The organism is Chelativorans composti, from assembly GCF_039541695.1.
Classification (GTDB): Bacteria; Pseudomonadota; Alphaproteobacteria; order Rhizobiales; family Rhizobiaceae; genus Chelativorans; species Chelativorans composti.
The window spans coordinates 1-20,002 of sequence record NZ_BAABGS010000013.1 but is presented as its reverse complement, the minus strand read 5'-3'; the positions used below and the strand labels follow the sequence as shown (position 1 = coordinate 20,002).

At 62.1% G+C, this 20,002-nt stretch carries 11 protein-coding genes and 1 pseudogene; 10 read left to right on the top strand and 2 right to left on the bottom strand.

The annotated features are described in order from the left end of the window. Positions 1–39: 39 nt before the first annotated feature. From ABD906_RS03860 to ABD906_RS03815, 10 genes and pseudogenes are all read left to right on the top strand, one after another. Positions 40–1,155: pseudogene (locus ABD906_RS03860) on the top strand (IS3 family transposase). 117 nt (positions 1,156–1,272) lie between these two features. Then, positions 1,273–1,500, top strand: coding sequence for a methylation-associated defense system helix-turn-helix domain-containing protein MAD1 (gene mads1, locus ABD906_RS03855; RefSeq protein ID WP_345098317.1), 228 nt, complete (start codon positions 1,273–1,275; stop codon positions 1,498–1,500). 11 nt (positions 1,501–1,511) lie between these two features. Beyond that, a complete protein-coding gene (gene brxF / locus ABD906_RS03850; protein WP_345098316.1) occupies positions 1,512–1,979 on the top strand; it encodes a BREX-3 system P-loop-containing protein BrxF in 468 nt (155 codons plus the stop codon). 11 nt (positions 1,980–1,990) lie between these two features. Further along, positions 1,991–5,716 carry a DUF6079 family protein gene (locus ABD906_RS03845; RefSeq protein WP_345098315.1) on the top strand — a complete coding sequence of 1,242 codons (3,726 nt, stop codon included), beginning with the start codon at positions 1,991–1,993 and terminating at the stop codon, positions 5,714–5,716. Between the two features lie 50 nt (positions 5,717–5,766). Then, positions 5,767–8,532: a DNA methyltransferase gene (locus tag ABD906_RS03840; protein ID WP_345098314.1), complete on the top strand. Its 2,766-nt coding sequence runs from the start codon at positions 5,767–5,769 to the stop codon at positions 8,530–8,532. Positions 8,533–8,551: 19 nt separating this feature from the next. Then, entirely contained in the window at positions 8,552–10,324 is a 1,773-nt protein-coding gene (locus ABD906_RS03835; RefSeq protein WP_345098313.1) for a Fic family protein, read from the top strand. Next, positions 10,321–13,149: a helicase-related protein gene (locus ABD906_RS03830; protein ID WP_345098312.1), complete on the top strand. Its 2,829-nt coding sequence runs from the start codon at positions 10,321–10,323 to the stop codon at positions 13,147–13,149. Before ABD906_RS03835 ends, ABD906_RS03830 begins: the two co-directional genes overlap by 4 nt. Then, positions 13,146–15,140: a BREX-3 system phosphatase PglZ gene (gene pglZ / locus ABD906_RS03825; RefSeq protein ID WP_345098310.1), complete on the top strand. Its 1,995-nt coding sequence runs from the start codon at positions 13,146–13,148 to the stop codon at positions 15,138–15,140. The genes ABD906_RS03830 and pglZ overlap by 4 nt, the downstream gene beginning before the upstream one ends. Before the next feature lie 5 nt (positions 15,141–15,145). Continuing rightward, positions 15,146–15,868: a hypothetical protein gene (locus ABD906_RS03820; protein ID WP_062194120.1), complete on the top strand. Its 723-nt coding sequence runs from the start codon at positions 15,146–15,148 to the stop codon at positions 15,866–15,868. Positions 15,869–15,994: 126 nt separating this feature from the next. Continuing rightward, positions 15,995–17,109 (top strand): IS3 family transposase gene (locus tag ABD906_RS03815; RefSeq protein ID WP_345098309.1). Its coding sequence is split into 2 segments (ribosomal slippage): positions 15,995–16,247 and positions 16,247–17,109, totalling 1,116 coding nucleotides; the frame shifts between segments, so codons are not numbered across the junction. 743 nt (positions 17,110–17,852) lie between these two features. Here ABD906_RS03815 and ABD906_RS03810 read toward each other — a convergent pair. Next, positions 17,853–19,019, bottom strand: a complete 1,167-nt coding sequence (locus ABD906_RS03810; protein WP_345098308.1) for a CynX/NimT family MFS transporter — start codon at positions 19,017–19,019, stop codon at positions 17,853–17,855. 324 nt (positions 19,020–19,343) lie between these two features. Next, the gene (locus tag ABD906_RS03805; protein ID WP_345098307.1) at positions 19,344–19,895 is read right to left on the bottom strand and encodes a linear amide C-N hydrolase; all 552 of its coding nucleotides are present in this window, start codon (positions 19,893–19,895) and stop codon (positions 19,344–19,346) included. Positions 19,896–20,002: the final 107 nt, after the last annotated feature.

The following is a 20,002-nucleotide window of genomic DNA, read 5'->3' as shown; positions in this document are numbered from 1 at the left end:
TAGAACTTTCTGGCATGTTTTCCCCAGCCAGGAGGTTCCATGAAGAAGTCCCGTTTCACCGAGACCCAGATCGTCTCGATCCTCAAGCAGGCCGACGCCGGTGTGCCGGTCAAGGACATCTGCCGGCAAGCCGGCATCAGCGCGCCTACGTACTACAAGTGGAAGGCGAAGTACGGCGGCATGGAGGCGTCGGACCTGAAGCGGGTCAAGGAGCTGGAAGCCGAGAACGCCAGGCTCAAGCGGATGTACGCAGAGATGGCGCTCGACAACGCGGCGATGAAGGATCTGATCGCAAAAAAACTGTAGGGCCGGTGCAGAAGCGCGAGGCGGTGCGGTACCTGGTCGAGGTGCACGCGCGGCCCCTGCGCCGGTCCTGTGAGTGCGTGGGGCTGTCGCGGGCGGCGTGGTATCGGCCGCCCCTGGACTGGACGGTGCGCGACGCCGAGCTGATCGCCGCCCTGGCCGAGCTGGTCGAAGACCACCCCGGCTGGGGCTTCTGGAAGTGCTGCAAGTTCCTGCGTCGGCGCTGGCCAGAGTGGAACCACAAGAGGATCTACCGCGTGTACAAGGCGATGAACCTGCATCTGCGTCGCAAGGCCAAGCGCCGCCTGCCCAAGCGGGAGCGCGTGCCGCTGTACGTGCCGCAGCTGCCTGACACCGTGTGGTCGGCCGACTTCATGGCCGATGCGTTGGCCTGCAACCGGCGCTTCCGTACCTTCAACGTCGTCGACGACTTCAATCGTGAGGCCCTGCACATCGAGATCGACACCTCAATTTCGTCGCTGCGCCTGGTGCGGGTGTTCGAGCAGCTCAAGCAGGACCACGGCCTGCCACAGGTACTTCGGACGGACAACGGCCCGGAGTTCCTGGCGAAGCCTTCGTCCAGTGGGCCAAGGCCAACGGCATGGCGATCCAGTACATCCAGCCGGGCAAGCCCAACCAGAACGCCTACATCGAACGCTTCAACCGGACCTTGCGCGAAGAGGTCCTGGACCAGCATCTGTTCGCCACGCTCGACGACGTCCGCGAAGCCACGTGGCGATGGATGATCCAGTACAACGAGGAAAGACCCCCCATGACTCGCTCGGCGACCTCACACCGGCCGAGTACCGTCAACAAGCCGCCGGAAACTCTACTTTTACCGTGTCTACTTGACGGGGGAGCTTACGCCCCCTCCCGCCGCTTGGCTGTTCAAAGATGCAAAAGTTTGCCGTATCCTTGCCAAGATTACCATCATCACCGGCCGCAGTCCTGTTGCCGGGCGGGGAAGCGATGAAAGACGACACTGGAGAGATATTCACGCTCGACGAGGTGGCTGCCTACCTCAAGGTAGGCAAACGCACGGTCTATCGCTTGGCGGCGGGCAAGAAGATCCCCGCATTCAAAGTCGGTGGCACGTGGCGATTCCGGAGCCAGGAAATCGACCTGTGGATCAAGAAGCAGACGGCGGAAGCCCAGGGCGACGATGGTCCTGGCGGGGCTCATGGCGGCAATGGGTGAAGGGCTGCCGGATGCTCACACGACTGGACCGTCTCGTAGACGAAATCGCGGCCCTGCACAGCAAGCTGATCCTGCTTGTTGGGCGCCCTGGGTGCGGGAAGACCGCTCTTATGGCCGAGCTGGCCAATCGGCGTGGTGCGAAGGTAATGAATGTCGGGGCCACGCTGGGAAATCGCCTCGCGGCGCTGCCGCAGCGGCAACGGGCGCTCCAGGCCAACGTCGCCCTGCGAGAGCTGGCAGATGAATATGCAAGCGGCGATCTACTCCTGCTCGACAACATCGAGCTGCTGTTTGATCAGTCGCTCAAGCTCGATCCGCTGGATCTGCTCAAGCGCCACGCTCATGCCCGGCGTGTGGTGGCGGTGTGGCCGGGAGAGTTACGGGATGGCCGCCTGATCTATGCGGAGATAGGGCATCCGGAATATCAGGACTACGGCCTCGACGGCCTGGTCCCGTTCGAGATTGAAACGGTGGGGTAAAGAGGAAACGCATGCGCTACGGGGATCTCATTCAGTTCGAGCCGATCGAGTCGGTCATTCAGCTGCTCGACGCCAACCGGCCCGATGAGGCAAAGAAGCTCGTCGCCACCTACGTCATTTCCGACGACATGGCCGAGCGGATCACCAAGCAGATGATCCCGCAGCTCTCGTTCGACGAATCGGTCGACCACAAGGGTGTGCTCGTGGTCGGCAACTACGGCACCGGTAAGTCGCACTTGATGTCGGTGCTCTCGCTGATTGCCGAGGACGCTGCCTACGTCCCGATGATCCACCACCCCAAAGTCGCGGAGGCTGCCGGTTCGATCGCCGGCAAGTTCAAGGTGCACCGTATCGAGATCTCCAGCCAGATGTCCCTGCGCGACATCATCACGCAGGAGCTCGAGATCTTCCTGGAGAACCAGGGCGTCAGCTACGCATTCCCGCCGGCCGACAAAGTGGTCAACAACAAGGCCGCCTTCGAGGAGATGATGGCTGCCTTCGACGAGGTGCACCCCAACCATGGGGTCCTCCTCGTCGTTGACGAGTTCCTCGAATACCTGCGCTCCCGCAAGGACCATGATCTGGTGCTGGACCTGTCCTTCCTGCGCGAGATCGGGGAGGTCACCAAGCATCTGCGTTTCCGCTTTGTGGCCGGCGTGCAGGAAGCCATCTTCGACAGCAGCCGCTTCCAGCATGTCGCCGACAGCCTGCGTCGCGTGAACGAACGCTTCACCCAGGTCCTGCTTGCCCGCCAGGACGTGAGCTTTGTGGTGGCGGAGCGTCTGCTCAAGAAGTCGGCGGACCAGCAGCACAAGATCCGCACCTACCTCACGCCTTTCGCCAAGTTCTACAGCAACATGAACGAGCGGATGGATGAGTATGTCCGCCTGTTTCCCGTCCATCCGGACTACATCGGCACCTTCGAGCGGCTGATCTTCACCGAAAAGCGCGGCGCGCTGGTCACTTTGCGCGACCAGATCCAGGCTCTCCTGGATGAGGAGGTGCCGACCGATCGCCCCGGCTTGATCGGCTACGACAAGTTCTGGGACACGGTCACCTCCAACTCGGTGCTGCGATCAGACCCGAATATCGGCCCAGTATTGAAGGTGGCCGAGGTGCTCTCCGAGCGCGTACAAAAGGCCTTTACGCGTCCCGCTTACAAGGCGATGGCCATGCGGGTAATCAAGGGGCTGTCTGTCCACCGGCTGACGACCGGCGGCGACATCTACGTGCCGGTGGGCCCAACGGCCGAGGAACTGCGTGACACGCTTTGCCTGTACCAGCCCGGCATTGAGGATATGGGTGGTGAGCCCGCCGACGACCTGCTGACCGCCGTGCAGACGACCCTGCGTGAGATCGTCAAGACGGTCAACGGCCAGTTCATCTCCAAGGCACCGGACACCGAGCAGTACTACCTCGATCTCAAGAAGGACGTCGACTACGATGCCCAGATCGAGAAGCGCGCCGAAGCCCTGTCGGACGACGCGCTGGACCGCGCTTACTACAGCGCGCTCATGCAGCTCATGGAATGCACCGATGAGCATGCCTACGTCACCGGCTACAAGATCTGGCAACACCAGGTCGAATGGCAGGAACGCCGCGTGGAGCGCAACGGCTACCTGTTCCTCGGAGCGCCCAACGATCGGCCGACCGCCCAGCCCGAGCGCGACTTCTATATCTATTTCATCCAGCCGTTCGAGCCACCCCGTTTTCGCGACGAAGCCAAGCCGGACGAGGTGTTCTTCCGGTTGAAGGGTCTGGATGACGCGATCAAGCGTCATCTCTCGTTCTACGCCGCAGCCCAGGAACTGGCATCGACCGCTAGCGGTGCGGCGAAGGCCGTCTACCTGGACAAGGCCAAGGATGCCCTGCGCGACATGAGCAAGTGGCTGCAGGACAAGCAGATGACCGCCTTCGAAGTCACCTACCAGGGCAAAACCAAGACCCTGCAGGAATGGGCCAAGGGCGTGTCGATGCGCGACAAGCTCCGGTTGGGGCCGGATGAGCGCGCCAACTTCCGCGACATCGTCAACGTAACTGCCGGCCTTGCCCTCGGCACCCACTTCGCGGATCTGGCGCCGGAATATCCGACCTTCTCGGTGCTGGTCACCGAATCCAACCGCAAGCAGCTCATCACCAATGCTCTCAGGGCGCTGGCGGGCGGCACGCGCACCAAGGACGCCATCGCCATCCTCGATGCGTTGGAGATGCTGGACGGCGATCGCATCGAGCCCACGCGATCCAAGTACGCCCAAGAAGTGCTGAACCGGTTGAAAGCCAAAGGTCACGGCCAGGTGCTCAACCGCAGCGAGCTCATTAGCGGCGCCACTGATGTTGAATACTTTGCTCCCGCGCGTTGCCGTCTGGAGCCCGACCTGCTGGTGGTAGTGCTGGCGAGCCTGGTCTACTCAGGCGACATCGTGCTGGCCATCACCGGCGACAAGATCGACGCCGGCAAGCTGTCGCTCCTGGCCGAACGATCCTTGGACGATCTGATCCAGTTCAAGCACATCGAACCGCCCAAGGAAATCAATGTCGCCGTCTTGCGCTCGCTATTCGAGCTGCTGGGATTGCCCAGTGGCTTGGCTCAGATGGCGACTCAGGGCAAGGAGGAGCCCGTTAAGGAGCTGCTGGATGCGGTCGCCAAGTTGGTCAACCGCGTGCTGACCGTCGGCACCGACCTGCGGAATCGCCTCAGCTTCTGGGGTCAATCCCTGCTGCGCGAAGAAGAGCTGCGCGACAGACAACAGCGGCTGGAAGCACTCAAGGGCTTCCTGGAAGGGCTGTCGCCCTACAACACCGTTGGCAAGCTCAAGAATCTGCGCATCACCCAGGACGACATCGAGATTCAGAAGAAGAACCTCGATGCGCTCGCCGCAGTGGAGAGCCTGCGTGACCTGGTTGCCGAGCTGGGCAATGTTGCCGCCTACCTCTCCCAAGCCGAAATGGTGCTGCCTGGCAATCATTCCTGGGTGCAGCAGGCACAGGCTGCGCGCAAGGACATTCTCGACAAGCTCGCCGAGGATCGCAGTGCGCAGCAGGCCGCTGAATACCGGAAGCAGCTGGCCGCGCTCAAAAAAGACTACATCACCGCCTACGTGGCGCAACACAGTAAGGCCCGGCTTGGTGTGGCGGAGGACAAGACCAAGTCCGCTCTGCGCAAGGATCTGCGCATGGTGACCCTGCGCGCCTTGGCTGGCATCTCCCTCATGCCCACCGGCCAGCTCACCACCTTCGAAGACAGACTGGACAAGCTCAAGAGCTGCGCATCCCTGGTGGAAAGGGAGCTGGAAACAAGCCCGGTATGCCCGCACTGCGGTTTTCGCCCCGCCAACGAACAGGGCGACCTGCTGCCGGCCGCCAACGTGCTCAAGGCCCTGGACGACGAACTCGATCGTCTCCTGGAAGGGTGGCAGCGAACCTTGCTGAACAACCTCGACGACCCGATCATCCAGGCGAACTTCGAACTGCTGAGGCCTAAGCAGCGTGACCTGATCAAGGGCTTCCTTGCGTCGAAAGCCTTGCCGGATCCGGTCACGCCCGAGTTCGTCGCAGCGGTTCAGGAAGCGCTGTCCGGCCTCGAAAAGATCGTGGTCACCGGCGACGACATCAAGAAGGCGCTGCTCACCGGCGGCTCGCCGGCTACGCCTGACGAATTGCGCCGCCGCTTCGAGTCGTTCATGAACGAGCGTTGCAAGGGCAAGGACGCTGGCAAGCTGCGGTTTGTGATCGAGTGAGAAAGCTGGGACGTGACGCGCCGAGAAGAAGAACTTGAGGAATCGAACTGATGAATGATCTGTTGCAAAACCCAACAACCAGCACCGGCCCGGTCGAGTGCCTTGGGCAGACGTTTTCGAGTGACCAAGCGCGCCGTGAGCACTTTCTGAGGCTGCTCGCCGAGAAGCTGAAAGACCCGGAATTCCGCAAGCAGGAAGGTTTCCCGAAAGGAACGGACGAGGCCATCCTCGCCATGTCCGATCCGCCGTATTACACCGCCTGCCCGAATCCGTGGCTCGCGGACTTCGTCAAGCACTACGGCAAGCCCTACGACCCGAACGAACCGTACCGGCGCGAGCCGCTGGCCATCGACGTATCGGTGGGCAAGACCGACCCGATCTACAAGGCGCATTCCTATCACACCAAGGTGCCGCACCTGGCCATCGTGCCATCGATCCTGCACTACACCGAGCCGGGCGATATCGTGCTCGACGGCTTTGCGGGTTCGGGCATGACCGGCGTGGCGGCGCAGTGGTGCGCCTTTGCGCCGGCGGCGTATCGGCATGAGTTGGAGATGGAGTGGAAGAAGGAAGGCCGCCCGGTGCCCAAGTGGGGGGCACGCCGCGTCATCCTCAACGACCTGTCGCCCGCGGCCACCTTCATCGCCGCCAACTACACGATTCCGTTCGACGTCGAAGCCTTCGCCCGGGCGGGCCGGCAACTGCTCGATGAGCTGGAAGCCGAGATCGGCTGGATGTACGAGACCTTGCACACCGACGGCAAGACCAAGGGGCGCATCGAGTACACGGTGTGGAGCGAGGTCTTGACATGCGGATCTTGTGCAGGAGAGGTGGTATTCACTACGGCAGCCATGGATGATGAATCCATGCGTGTTAAGGATCTGTTGACATGCCCACATTGCGGTGCTCAAAGCTCGAAAGAGCAGATGGATTTGCGATTCGAGACTTTTATTGACCCAGTTAATAACAACATCGAAAAACGTCCAAAACGTATTCCCGTTTTGATTGCATATAGGGTTGGGAAGTCCAAGTTCGCCAAGAAGCCTGACAACGCGGACATGCTGTTACTGGATCGTGTAGCAAAGCTGCAATTGCCGTCTGCTCTTCCAACGGATCGGCTTCCAGACTGTCAGATGACGCGGGTAGGGCGGATGAAAACGACCAACACCGCGGCAATCCATTACATGTTTCTTCCCCGCGCCGCGCAGGCCATGGGTCGACTGTGGGAGAAGGCCAAGTTGCACCCCGACGTACGCATCCGGGCATTCTTGCTGTTCATGGTGGAGCAGGCGATTTGGGGATTGTCGGTGTTAAATCGACATCATTTTATTGGAAAGGCTAACGTCAATCAGTGGCTCAACGGCGTTTACTATGTGCCCTCGATCCATGAAGAAACTGCATACTGGAGAATTCTTGAAGGCAAGCTAGAACGATTGGTTAGAACGTTCAACGCACTGAGAAGCAGCAATAACAATACTGTTATCACCACCGGCACGGCGGCCCGGTTGCCGCTGCCCGACGATTCGGTGGATTACATCTTCACCGACCCGCCGTTTGGCGAGAACATCTACTACGCCGATCTCAACTTCCTGGTCGAGTCCTGGCATGGCGTGAAGACTGACGCTGAGCCTGAAGCGATTGTTGATCGCGTACGAAAGAAAGGGGTGCCAGAGTATCAGCACCTGATGCAGCGTTGTTTTTCTGAGTATTTCCGGGTTTTGAAGCCCGGTCGCTGGATGACCGTGGTGTTTTCCAATAGTCGAGCATCAGTGTGGAACGCCATTCAGGTTGCTCTTCAGCAAGTGGGATTCGTGGTGGCTGAAGTTACGACATTGGACAAGAAACAGGGAAGCTATCAGCAGGTCATGTCACCGAATGCCGTCAAGCAGGACCTGGTGATTTCCGCCTACAAGCCCAACGGCGGCTTGGAGCAGCGATTCCGCGAACGGGGCGCGTCGGAAGCCTCGGCCTGGGACTTCGTGCAGACGCACCTCAAGTATCTCCCGGTGGCCAAGACCAAGCACGGCGAATTGGAGTTCATCGTCGAGCGCGATCCTCGGCGTATCTACGATCGGATGGTGGCCTGGTTCGTGCGCCACGATGCGCCGGTGCCCCTGTCGTCGGACGAGTTCTTGAGTGGCCTGCGCAGCCGCTTTCCAGAGCGCGACGGCATGGTCTTCCTGCCCGAGCAGGTGGCCGAGTACGACAAGAAGCGCGCGCAAACCGTCCAGGCGCCGCAGATGGAGCTGTTCGTTTCCGACGAGCGCAGCGCCATCGACTGGCTGACTGACTTCCTGAAAAGACGTCCCTCGACTTACCAGGAGATTCACCCTGAGTTCACCACCCAACTCGGCGCCGGCTGGAAGAAGCATGAGGCCAAGCCGGAGCTGAGGGCGCTCTTGGAGGACAACTTCCTGAAGTACGACGGATCGGGGGAAGTCCCGAGCCAGATCCACGCTTACCTTTCGTCCAACTTCAAAGAGCTGCGCGGGCTGGAGAAGAGCGACCCACGCCTGATCACCAAGGCCAAGGATCGCTGGTACGTGCCGGATCCGAACAAGGCGCAGGATCTGGAGAAGAAGCGCGAAAAGGCACTGCTGAAGGAGTTCGAGCAGTACCAGCAACACAGCGGCCGCAAGCTCAAGGAGTTCCGACTGGAGGTGCTGCGCGCCGGCTTCAAGGACGCGTGGAGTAAGAAGGACTACCAGACCATCATCTCGGTGGCGAAGAAGATTCCGGACGAAGCGCTGCAGGAAGACGAAAAGTTGCTGCTCTGGTATGACCAGGCGCTGACGCGTACGGAGGCTGGTTCCTGATGGCGATTGAGGTGCCACGATGAACCAGGATGAGCTGCTCGCGCGCCTGAACGGCTTCGAGTGGAACGATTTCGAGTGCAAACGCGCGCAGCGCGGCGTGCCCGAGGACGCCTACAAGACCGTCTCGGCCTTCGCCAACACGGCCGGAGGCTGGCTGGTGTTCGGCGTGAGCGAGCGCGACGGGGAACTGGAAATCACCGGGGTCGAGGAGCCGGACAAGGTGCAGAACGATTTTCTGGCTGCGCTGCGTGGCGGTCAGAAGTTGAACCGCGTCATCGCCGTTGAGCCGCGGAAGTTCGAGATCGACGGCAAGCATATTTTCGCTTTCCACGTGCCCGAGTCATCCCGGGCCGACAAGCCGGTCTATCTCAAAGGTGATCCGCGCCAGAGCTACATCCGCCGAGGCGCGGGCGATGAACAATGCACCCCAAGCGAGCTCGAGCGTTTCCTGCGCGATGCCGCACAGGATCGCTATGACGGTATGGCGCTTCCGGACATCCCGGTGGATCGCTGCTTCGACCTGGAGACGGTCAAGTGGTATCAAGCGCAGTTCGCCCGTCGCAATCCGGAGCACCCGGAGATCGCAGACCCGATCGAGTTTCTGCTCAACTGGAATTTCATCGTCGAACAGAGCGGCAGCATGCTGCCCACCCGCGCAGGCGTATTGCTGTTTGGCGATGGGCGCTATGTGCGGCAGATTCTGCCGCGGCCGGTGCTGGACTATCAGCGCATCGACACGCCCTTCGACCAGTGGTCGGCGGATCAGCGCTGGCATGACCGCTACGTCTTCGAGGAGAACATATTCCAGACATGGCAGGGTCTGGTTGCCCGCTACATGCGGATCGCCGAGCACCCGTTTTCGCTCGACCCCGCGACACTTAGCCGCAATGACGATCCGCCCGACTATGTGGCCTTCCGGGAGGCTGCGATCAACCTGCTGATCCATCAGGACTACGGCGATCACGGACGTAAAGCATCCATTCGCCTGTTCGCCGATCGCACCATCTTCTGGAATCCCGGCGATGCCTTTGCGACCGAGGCGGAACTGTTGGACCCGACGGAGAAAGAAGTACGCAACCCGACCATTGTGAAGGCGTTCCGGCGAATCGGGTTGTCGGATCAGGCGGGAACAGGCATCCGCGCCATCTTCCGCAACTGGCACGACCTGGGGCGCGTACCGCCGCAATTGAAGAACGACAAGGCGCGTAAAGAGTTCAAGCTGGTGCTTATCAACAGGCCGCTGGTCACCGAGGCGATGCAGCGTTTCCGCCAGGCCATCGGGGTGAACCTGACCCGAGAGCAGGCGGACGTGCTGGCCCTCGGGCTCGGACGCTCAGCTGGTGAGCGTATCAGCCTGACCGATATTCGCGGGCTGGGTGTAAGCACGACGCAGCAGGCCAAGCAAATCGCCGATTTCCTGGTTCGTCAGCAGTTGCTTCAGCCTGTGAGCGAGACTCTGTTCGAGGTACGGGATGCGCTGCGGCAACGATTCGCCCGGGCGACTGAACAAGTCACCCCGCAAGTGACCCCCCATGTCACCCCCCAAGTTACCCCACAAGTTACCCCGCAAGTCCTCGCGCTATTGATGAAGGCTACGGGGGAGATGGCACGGCAGGAACTGATGGACGCCTTGGGTCTTAAGGACCGCAAGCACTTCGGGGATGCCTATCTCCATCCCGCCCTGGAGGCCGGTTTGCTGGAAATGACGATTCCCGACAAGCCCCAGAGCAGCAAGCAGCGGTACCGCTTGACCGAACAGGGACGGGCAGTGCTCAAGAAGGATGAGGCATGAGTGGTGGTTTCGCCGTCGGTGACTGGTGCTGGCATGCCCGGCAGGCGTCACCCTGCCGGGTGATCGACCGCCAGGACGTGTGGGGCGAGGTCGCCTATCGCGTCTGGCTGCCGGCCAAAGATGCCGTGGTGCGCGTCAGAGCCCAGGATCTGGGCGAACTGACCAGCGTGCGCCCGACCGTGGAGCAGGTCCTGCACACGGCGGCGGCCGCCAAGCTGCTCGACGCGCTGGAGGACAACCTGCTGCTGGCACCGATCCAGTCCAGCGTGGTGCCGCTGCCGCACCAGCTCTACGCGCTGAACCGGGCCATGAGCCGAGATCGCATCCGCTACCTGCTGGCGGACGAGGTGGGGCTTGGCAAGACCATCGAGGCGGGTTTGATCCTGCGCGAGTTGAAGCTGCGCGGCATGGTGCGGCGGGTGCTGGTGGTGGCACCGAAAGGTCTTGTGCGCCAGTGGCAGGCTGAAATGCGGCTGCACTTCGGCGAGGTCTTCCGCTTCGTCGAGCCTTCCGAGCTGGCCGCGTTCCGCCAGTGGCGTGACAACGGCGCACAGGGCGACGACAACCTCTGGCGCATGCACGACCAGGTGATCTGCTCCTTGGATTCAGTGAAACCCATCGAGGGCCGGCGCGGCTGGAGCCTGGAGCAACTCGCTACCTACAACCGGGAGCGCTTCGAGGATCTGATCTCGGCAGGCTGGGATTTGGTGATCATCGACGAGGCACACCGCCTCGGCGGCAGTACTGAGCAGGTTGCCCGCTACAAGCTCGGTGCCGCTTTGGCCGAGGCCGCTCCCTACTTGCTGTTGCTATCCGCGACGCCGCATCAGGGCAAGACCGACCAGTTCATGCGGTTGATGCAGTTGTTGGACCGAGAGGCGTTTCCGGACGAAGGCAGCATCGACCGCGATCGGGTGCGCCCATTCGTGATCCGCACAGAGAAGCGGGCCGCCATCGACGCCGATGGCCAGCCGCTGTTCAAGCCTCGGTCCACACGACTTCACCCGGTAGCTTGGCAAGAGCGGCATGCCGCTCAGCGAAGGCTCTATGAGGCCGTGACGGACTACGTCCGGCACGGCTACAACCAGGCGATGGCTGCCAAGCAGCGGCACATCAGCTTCCTCATGATTCTGATGCAGCGCCTGGTGACGTCCAGTACGGCCGCCATCCGCGCCACCCTGGAGAAGCGCCAGGCCGTGCTGGAGGCGCCTCAGGCGCAGGCGAACCTGTTCGAGGCAGTTGACCCGGATGAGTGGGCAGAACTCGACGGCCAGTCCCAGCTCGACATTGCCGTGCAGGCCAGCGGGTGGGAGCGGGAGAAGTCGGAAGTCGAGATGCTCCTGGATCTGGCTCGCGAAACCGAGCGACAGGGGACGGATGCCAAGGCGGAAGCGCTGCTCGAACTGATCTACAAGCTCCAGCAGGAGGAGAACGACCCGCAGCTCAAGGTGCTGGTCTTTACCGAGTTCGTTCCCACCCAGGCCATGCTCGCCGAGTTCCTGGAGAGCCGGGGCTTTTCGGTGGCGCTGCTCAATGGCGGGATGAGCCTGGATGAGAGAACGCGCGCCCAGCAAGCCTTCTCACGAGATGTCCGGATATTGATCTCCACCGATGCCGGCGGCGAGGGCCTGAACCTGCAGTTCTGCCATGTCATCGTCAACTTCGACATGCCGTGGAACCCGATGCGGCTGGAGCAGCGTATCGGCCGCGTGGACCGCATCGGCCAGCCCCATGTCGTGCGAGCGATCAACCTCGTGCTAGAAGACACGGTAGAGCACCGGGTGCGCGAGGTGCTGGAGGAGAAGCTCGCCGTCATCGCCCAGGAGTTCGGTGTCGACAAAGCGGCGGATGTGATGGACTCGGTGGAGGTGGAGCCGATCTTCGATGAACTGTTTGTGCATGGACTGCAAGACCCGTCCTCGATCGACAAGGAATGCGATGCGGTCATCAACCAGGTGCGGGAGAAGGTGGCGGCCAGCCGCAAAGACACCGATCTGTTGACGGAAGACCACGCGCTGGAAGCAGACGATGCCCGCAAGTGGCGAGATCATCCGGCGCAGTATTGGTTGGAGCGTGCGATCACCGCCGGGTTGCCTGCACGAGGTGGAGCCGCTGAGAAGGCAGGCGACGCTTGGCGCGTGAGGTGGGCGGACGGGAGCGAGTCTCCCCGCGTCTGCTTCGATGCGCGTACCGCCGAACAGAATCCTGAGATGGAGTGGATCACGCTGGAAGATCCGCGCGCCCGCGCAGTCATCAGCGAGCTGCCGCGCTGCGTGGCAGGTCAGCCCGTGCCGATTGCGGCAGTCAGCGGCTTGCCCGATACGGTGCACGGCGTGTGGTCGCTGTGGGAGATCAGCATTAGCGCGTCCAATCTCTCCGAGAGCTTCTCCCGGCGGCGATTCCTGCCCGTGTTTGTCACCGACGATGGCCGCACCTTCGTGCCGACCGCCAAGCGAATCTGGGATTTGCTGCTGACCGAGAACGTGACGCTTGCACCGAAGGTCGAGGTGGAGAACGCCTTGGCCTGCTTCGAAACGTCGCTGGCTGCGGCCAAGGCACAGGGGGAGCGGCTTTTTACCGAGCTGCTGGAGGAGCACCGTGCCTGGCTCGCCGAGGAGCGTGAACGGGCGCGCTACGCCTTCGAGGCGCGTTACCAGGCGATCGGTCGGATCGGCCTTCCCGCCGTCAGGGAGCACCGCCGCAAACGGCTCGTAGCTGAGCACGAGGCACGCATGGCAGCGCTGGCGGACGCGGAAGCCTGCACGCCGGATCTCAATGCGGTGCTGATGCTTCGCATTGGTCACCCGGGAGGTACGCCAGCATGACAGCCTGGGTTGACCGCATCCTGAAGGAGTTTCCCGTCGATCTGGCCCGGCTCTGGATCGTTGCCGACCCGGACGATGTGCTGCTGGATGAGCAGGTGTTGTCGGGATTGCGTGAGCACGGCTTTGAAGTACTGCCCTTCGAGGACAGCATCGCGTTCCGGGCAGAGTACGAGGAGCGCTATCGGGCGGCGTGGGATCGCGGCGAGCCAGGTCCCTCCCGTGCCTTGATCCTCCATCTGCGGGGAATGAACGTCGCCGACTTGCCTTGGGACTACCTGCGTCAGGCGCGCAAGCTCTCCTTGAGTCTCGCTGAGTTGTTCCCTAGGCTGAGCTATACCGTGGTGAGGCAGCTGGGTAGTGAGATGCTGCCCGCGCTGTTCGAGGCGCAGGCGAGGCACGCGCATCAGTCGCTGGGCGAAGCGGCGACCAAGGAGTTCGTGCTGACGCACATCTTCCGTATCAGCCCGCACCTCATCACACGGTCGGAGGACTTTTGGCGTGAGCTCCTTCGTCTCCATTACCGCGAGGCGGCCCTTCCGCCTGTGCTCGCGCAGCACGTGGAGCAAGTGGTCGGTGAGCATAACGCCTTCAAGGGCATACCCATCGCCGACTTGTTTGCGCACAAGAGCCTCACGCTGCGTGTCGTGCAGGAAGCCTGGTTTCGCTATCTCACCAAGCTGGGAGTCACTGGAACCCGCACTGGTGAACCCACGCCGCCGGATTACGTCGCAAAACTCGACCTGCCTTTCGACCACCATGACGTCCGGGTGATCGTCGACTCGATGTTCCTGGATGGCACGCTACACCCGCTGATGGTCCAGGGCGTGCCGGCCACCCTGCCTGAATGGGTCAAGGCGGGCGTGTTGCAGGACCCGGCGTCGATGCAGAACCTGGTGTTTGAAGGCGTCAAGAGCCTTAAGGCGGAAGTGCCAACCATCGAGTCACCACACCGCGACTGGACCCATTTCTCACGTCGCCTAGGCGAAGTCATCTCACGGTTTCACCGATTGGATGCGGCTCGGGCGGAGAGCCTCAGGGACGCGATGCAGGACCTTGTTGTCTCTGCTGACGATCGGCTGCGTGAATGGGTAGGCAAGCATTATGCGGACCTGCCGTCATTGCCCGCCGCCAAAGGGCCAATCATGGTCCACCATGTGCCGAGGTATCTGGCGATGCGCCGGGGCAACGGCGAGAAGAAGATCGCGCTGGTGGTATTTGACGGGCTGGCCGTAGATCAGTGGATACTGATCCGGGAGACCGTGGTCAGTCGGTCGCAGCGGCTGATGTTCGACGAGAGTGCCTGCTTTGCGTGGCTGCCAACCCTGACTTCAGTGTCCCGGCAGGCGTTGTTCTCCGGCTTGCGCCCACGTGAGTTCGCCGACAGCATCGAATCAACCTCTCAGGAACCGGCGCAATGGACACGGTTCTGGCAGGACCATGGTCTTCGCGCAAATGAGGTGCTGTACCGCAGGTCGATCAAACGCACCGATGACCTCCCCGCGCTTGAAGCAGCCCTGACCCATCCGTCTCTGAAAGTGGCTGGCCTTGTCGTGGACACCGTCGACGAGATCATCCATGGGGCAGTGCTTGGAAAGCGTGGCATTGCAGCCCAGATCGCAAGCTGGTGCGAGTCGGGCTTCGTGGATCGTCTGTTCTCGATGCTGCTGGACAACGGATTCCACGTCTACCTAACCGCAGACCACGGCAACGTCGAAGCGGTGGGCATTGGCCGCCCGAACGAAGGGGTCGCGTCTGAGCTGCGCGGGGAGCGTGTCAGGATTTATCGCAGCGAGGCTTTGATCGCGGAGACGGCGGCAGCCAATCCGAAGACCTTCCGTCTGGATGTCGCTGGACTTCCGGCGAGCTTCATGCCGCTATTCGCAGGAGGACGCGGAGCGTTCGTACCGAAGGATGACCAGGTCGTGGTTCATGGCGGTGTCTCTGTAGAGGAACTAATCGTGCCCTTCGTGAAAGTGAGCTACGCGAATTGAATCGAATGGCGTCGTCATCACCCCAGATTGGCTTTGATCGCTTTATAGCGATCGAATGGGCAGCTGCCGCGCTCAAGGTGCGCGCCGAACTCGGCACGCTCGATGAGCTGAATGCCCTGCTGGATGCTGCTGGACTGGGTGTAGCAGCACGAAAGAAGACACGGACCGTGCTGAATCGTTTGTGGCTTGCGCCACGCCCGGAACTCGCCGACTTCGCCGAGCGTGGCGTCGCGATCTTAAAGGCCGACCCGAGCGTCCCTATCGCCGCCCTGACCTGGGGCATGGCCATTGCCACCTATCCGTTCTTCGGCAAGGTGGCGGAGCTGGTGGGGCGCCTCTCGGCGCTGCAGGGTGATTGTGCTTCGGCGGAAGTCCATCGCCGAATGAGCGAAGCCTATGGCGAGCGTGAAGGCACGTACCGGATGACCAACATGGTGCTTCAGTCGCAGGCAAGCTGGGGCGCGATCGATCGCGTCGAGAAGGGCAAGCGCCTCGTGCGCATGAAGCCGATCGTGGTCAGCGACGAGCAGGCCGTAGCTTGGTTGGTCGAGGCCGCGCTGCGTTACGTCGGCAAAGCGGTGTCCGTCTCTGCCCTATCGTCTCAGGTCGTCCTCTATCCATTCGTGCTCGATCAGCCGCTGGGGTACCTCGTTTCGAAGAGCCCGAACCTGGCCGTCCATTCCCAAGGGTCAAGCAGCCAAGTGGTTTCCTTGAAAGCGAGTGAGTGAATGACTGCGCAGCGATGTGAGATCGCAGCATCGGAATCGGTCCATAACGGCCCCTGACAGGTTGACAAANCGCAGACACCCCATAAGTAGAACTTTCTGGCATGTTTTCCCCAGCCAGGAGGTTCCATGAAGAAGTCCCGTTTCACCGAGACCCAGATCGTCTCGATCCTCAAGCAGGCCGACGCCGGCGTGCCGGTCAAGGACATCTGCCGGCAGGCCGGCATCAGCGTTCCGACCTACTACAAGTGGAAGTCGAAGTACGGCGGCCTGGAGGCCTCCGAGCTGCGGCGTGTCAAGGACCTGGAAGCGGAGAACGCCAGGCTCAAGCGGATGTACGCCGAGCTGGCGCTCGACAACGCTGCGATGAAGGATCTGATCGCAAAAAAACTGTAGGGCCGGAGCAGAAGCGCGAGGCCGTGCGGTACCTGGTCGAGGTGCACACGCGGCCCCTGAGCCGGTCCTGTGATTGCGTTGGGTTGTCGCGGGCAGCGTGGTACCAGCCGCCGGTGCACTGGACGGTACGGGATGCCGAGATCATCGCGGCCCTGGCCGAGGTGGTCGAGAATCACCCGAGCCGCGGCTTCTGGAAGTGTTGCAGGGTCCTGCGCCGTGCGCGTCCGGACTGGAACCACAAGCGAATCTACCGAGTGTACAAGGCGATGAAGCTCAATCTGCGCCGCAAGGCCAAGCAGCGGCTGCCCAAGCGCGAACGCGTACCGCTCTACGTTCCCCTGCTGCCCGATGCCGTCTGGTCAGCGGATTTCATGGCCGACGCGCTGGCGTGTGGCCGCCGCTTCCGGACCTTCAACGTGGTCGACGACTTCAACCGCGAGGCGCTGCACATCGAGGTCGACACCTCGATCTCGTCCACGCGCCTGGTCCGCATCTTCGAGCAGCTCAAGCGCGACCACGGCCTGCCGCAGGTCCTGCGTACCGACATCGGCCCGGAGTTCCTGGGCGAGGCCTTCGTGCAGTGGGCCAAGCTCAACGGCATGGCCATCCGGTACATCCAGCCCGGCAAGCCCAACCAGAACGCCTACATCGAACGCTTCAATCGGACCTTCCGCGAGGAGGTCCTGGACCAGCACCTGTTCACCCGCCTCGACGACGTGCGCGAGGCCGCGTACTGGTGGATGCTCGAGTACAACGAGGAGCGTCCCCACGATTCGCTCGGCGATCTGACCCCGGCCGAGTACCGCCAACGCGTCGCCGGAAGTTCTACTTTTGAAATGCCTGCTTGACGGGGAAGCTTACGGGGGCTAATCAGGTATGCGAGTGCTTACGCCTGCTAGTATCCCTAGGCTTGGCATGGTATTTTTCGTGGCATTGTGATACTCGGTTATGATTAAGTAACTGAATACAAATGTGTTTTTGTTGCATTCGATAATTGAGTGGGAATGATTCCACGTCCGGCAGCCGCCGGCAGGATCAGGCGCCAGACACACCTAAGCCCGCGTCACAGCGGGCTTTTGTGTGGGGGCAGTGGGAAGGCGCGTCTCTTCAGAGCGACGCGGCCACAGCCCAACGCGGCCATGATGCTCCGGCTGATCGACCAGGTCCCGGAAGACCCTCTACATCTCCAGTGACACGCTGGCCGGATTGCTGTCGGTATCCGCGTTCTGCCACAGCTCAGGCGGAGGAGCTGCCGGACGTCATCCCTGACGACCTGCTGGAGGTGTTCCGGGATCGGGTGCAGCCCTTCAACACGGATGCGGTGCTGCACTACGCCGAACTGGCCGTCCGGGCCAAGACGGGGTTGGCCCACGCCGCACGGCCACATCGCGGCAATCCCGGCGTTACGAGGCTTTGTGGTGTCGTCAAAGCGACACGGCGCCCCTCGATGCGGCAGTGTGACGGTCATAATTTCGTGGACGGGTGCCGCGGATGCCAAAGGCCAAAGCAGTCTGACCGGCCGAAGCGAATTGCCGGGCAGGCGGGCAGGATCTCAGCGTCCCGGCGAGGCACCGGTTTCGCCTGGCAAGGCTCAGGCCGTTGCGATGACCCTGCTCTGACCGGCAAAGAAACCGGCGACGGCCTGCAGGATCGAACAGGCGGCCAGACCGGCAAGCGGGAGCATCCAGCCTCCGGAAAGATCGTGCGCCATGCCGAACAGGAGCGGACCGGAGGCGGCGAGCAGGTATCCCATCGACTGGGACATGAGCGATAGCGATGTCGCCTGGTGGTGGTCAGCCGTGCGCAGGCTGATCAAGGCAATCGCCAGTGGAAAGGACAGGCCGGCGGAGACGCCGGTCAGGACTGTCCAGAGGATCGTTCCGGCCGGATAGAGGAGAAAGCCCAGGATGCCGGCCGTCATGACCAGCGCTGACCCGATGGCGAGCGCGCTCTGGTCCGGGCGAAATGCCAGAAGACGGGGAAAGGCCAGGCCCGCGACCAGAGAGACAAGCTGGAAGCCGGTGATCAGCAGGCCGGCTGTCGCTTCGTCATAGCCGCTGTCGCGGATGACCGACGGAAGCCACGCGACCACGACATAAAAGCCCAGGGACTGAAACCCCATGAACGCCGTCACACACCAGGCGAGCGGCGAGCGCCAGACCGAGGCGGACGGGGCGATTTCGGGAAAGGAGGCGGAATGCGGCGCGCGCAACAGGGACCGCGCCCACAGAAGCGTGGCGGCTGCAGCCGGAATGGCCCAGACCGCCAGCGAAGCGCGCCATCCTCCGGACAGAGAGCGTTCAAGGGGCACCGCCAGTCCCGATCCAAGGGAAGCCGTTAGGGCAAGAACCAGGGCGTAGACCGTGGTCAGCATGCCGACGTGCTCGGAATAGTCGCGCTTGATTATGGCAGGCGCCAGCACGTTGCCGATCGCGATTCCGGCCGCCAGCACCAGCGTCCCTGCGAACAGGGCCCAAACCGGCCCGGCGGAGCGAAGCAGAATACCCACAAACAGGGTCGCCATGGCGAAGGCGAGCATTCTTTCGAGACCAAACCTGCGTCCCAAGTCCGCCAGCGAAGCGAATGCCGCGAAGGCGAGCAGGGGGAGGCTGTTCAGAAGCCCGACGGCCGTGCTGGACAGGCCGGTCGTGATCTGAATGTTTCCAACCAGCGGGCCAATCGCCGTAATTGCGGGGCGCAGGTTGAAAGCCAACAGAAAAAACGAAACGAAGGAAAGAATGTTCCTATGTAAAATCATGTCGGTCTCGGAATTGCTCTCGGGGTGTTGGACGCCAGGCCGAGGCCAGCGCTGGCACTTCTTTCCGGTTGCGGCAATGAAACTGTTCCTGAGCGTTCGCCTCTATAGTGGATAAGTCGCCTGCCCATCATCCTTGGGGAAGGGCGAAGAGGAACGGACGGACGGGCGCTTGAGGCCGGTGGAACCCGCATCCGGCCGCCTTCTTCTGGCCTGAAGGCGCGGGTGACGAGGCAGGCCATACGGCCGGAGCGCCACGGTTCAATATACCGTGATGCGATGGTGAATACCGGTTCCGCAATAGTACGGAACCGGCAGGATGCGTGCTCAGGCGGGGTTGCGCAGGATGTCAGTGACGTCGCCCATTGCCTGCGAGAGCTTCGACAGAGGAACGATGCGCGGAGCATCAAGGCCGCGGAGCGCGGACAGGTCGATGCGGATGAAGTTCAGGCTGCCATACTCGCGCACGAAGAAGAGCGTGCGGGCGAGGTCGCTCAAGCTCGTCCAGGAGGTGAACTCCGTCGCATAGGGGTTGTCGGAGGTCTCGGAGAGGCCGGGCACTTCCATGTGACCGCCGCCCTCGGTCGGGTAGTCGATGGAGACGCCGCGCGGCCGGTCGAAGTTGTTCATGATGTGGGCCAGCGTCACGATGGCGGCGTCGGGGTCATCCGCCTTTTCGGTGTACTCCGCATAATAGGCCGCGCGGACGAAACGCCCGACGGAGGTCGAGGACGAAGGCAGGCCAGCGGTAGCGATACCGGAATCCGGCTGCACGACCTTGAGCTTGCCAAAGGTGCCGCTCGAGCGGTCGACATTATTGAGGAAGGTGTAGTTGTTGAGGTTGGTCAGATGCCAGTCGAACGACGGGCCGTTGGTCATGATGATCGGCCCCCACGGACGGGTCCAATTTGATTGTTAGTGCAATGATGGTGGTGGCGCCAGCGCGGGCGGCATCGCTGGTTGGGGTTGCAGGGCCGCCCGCGCGA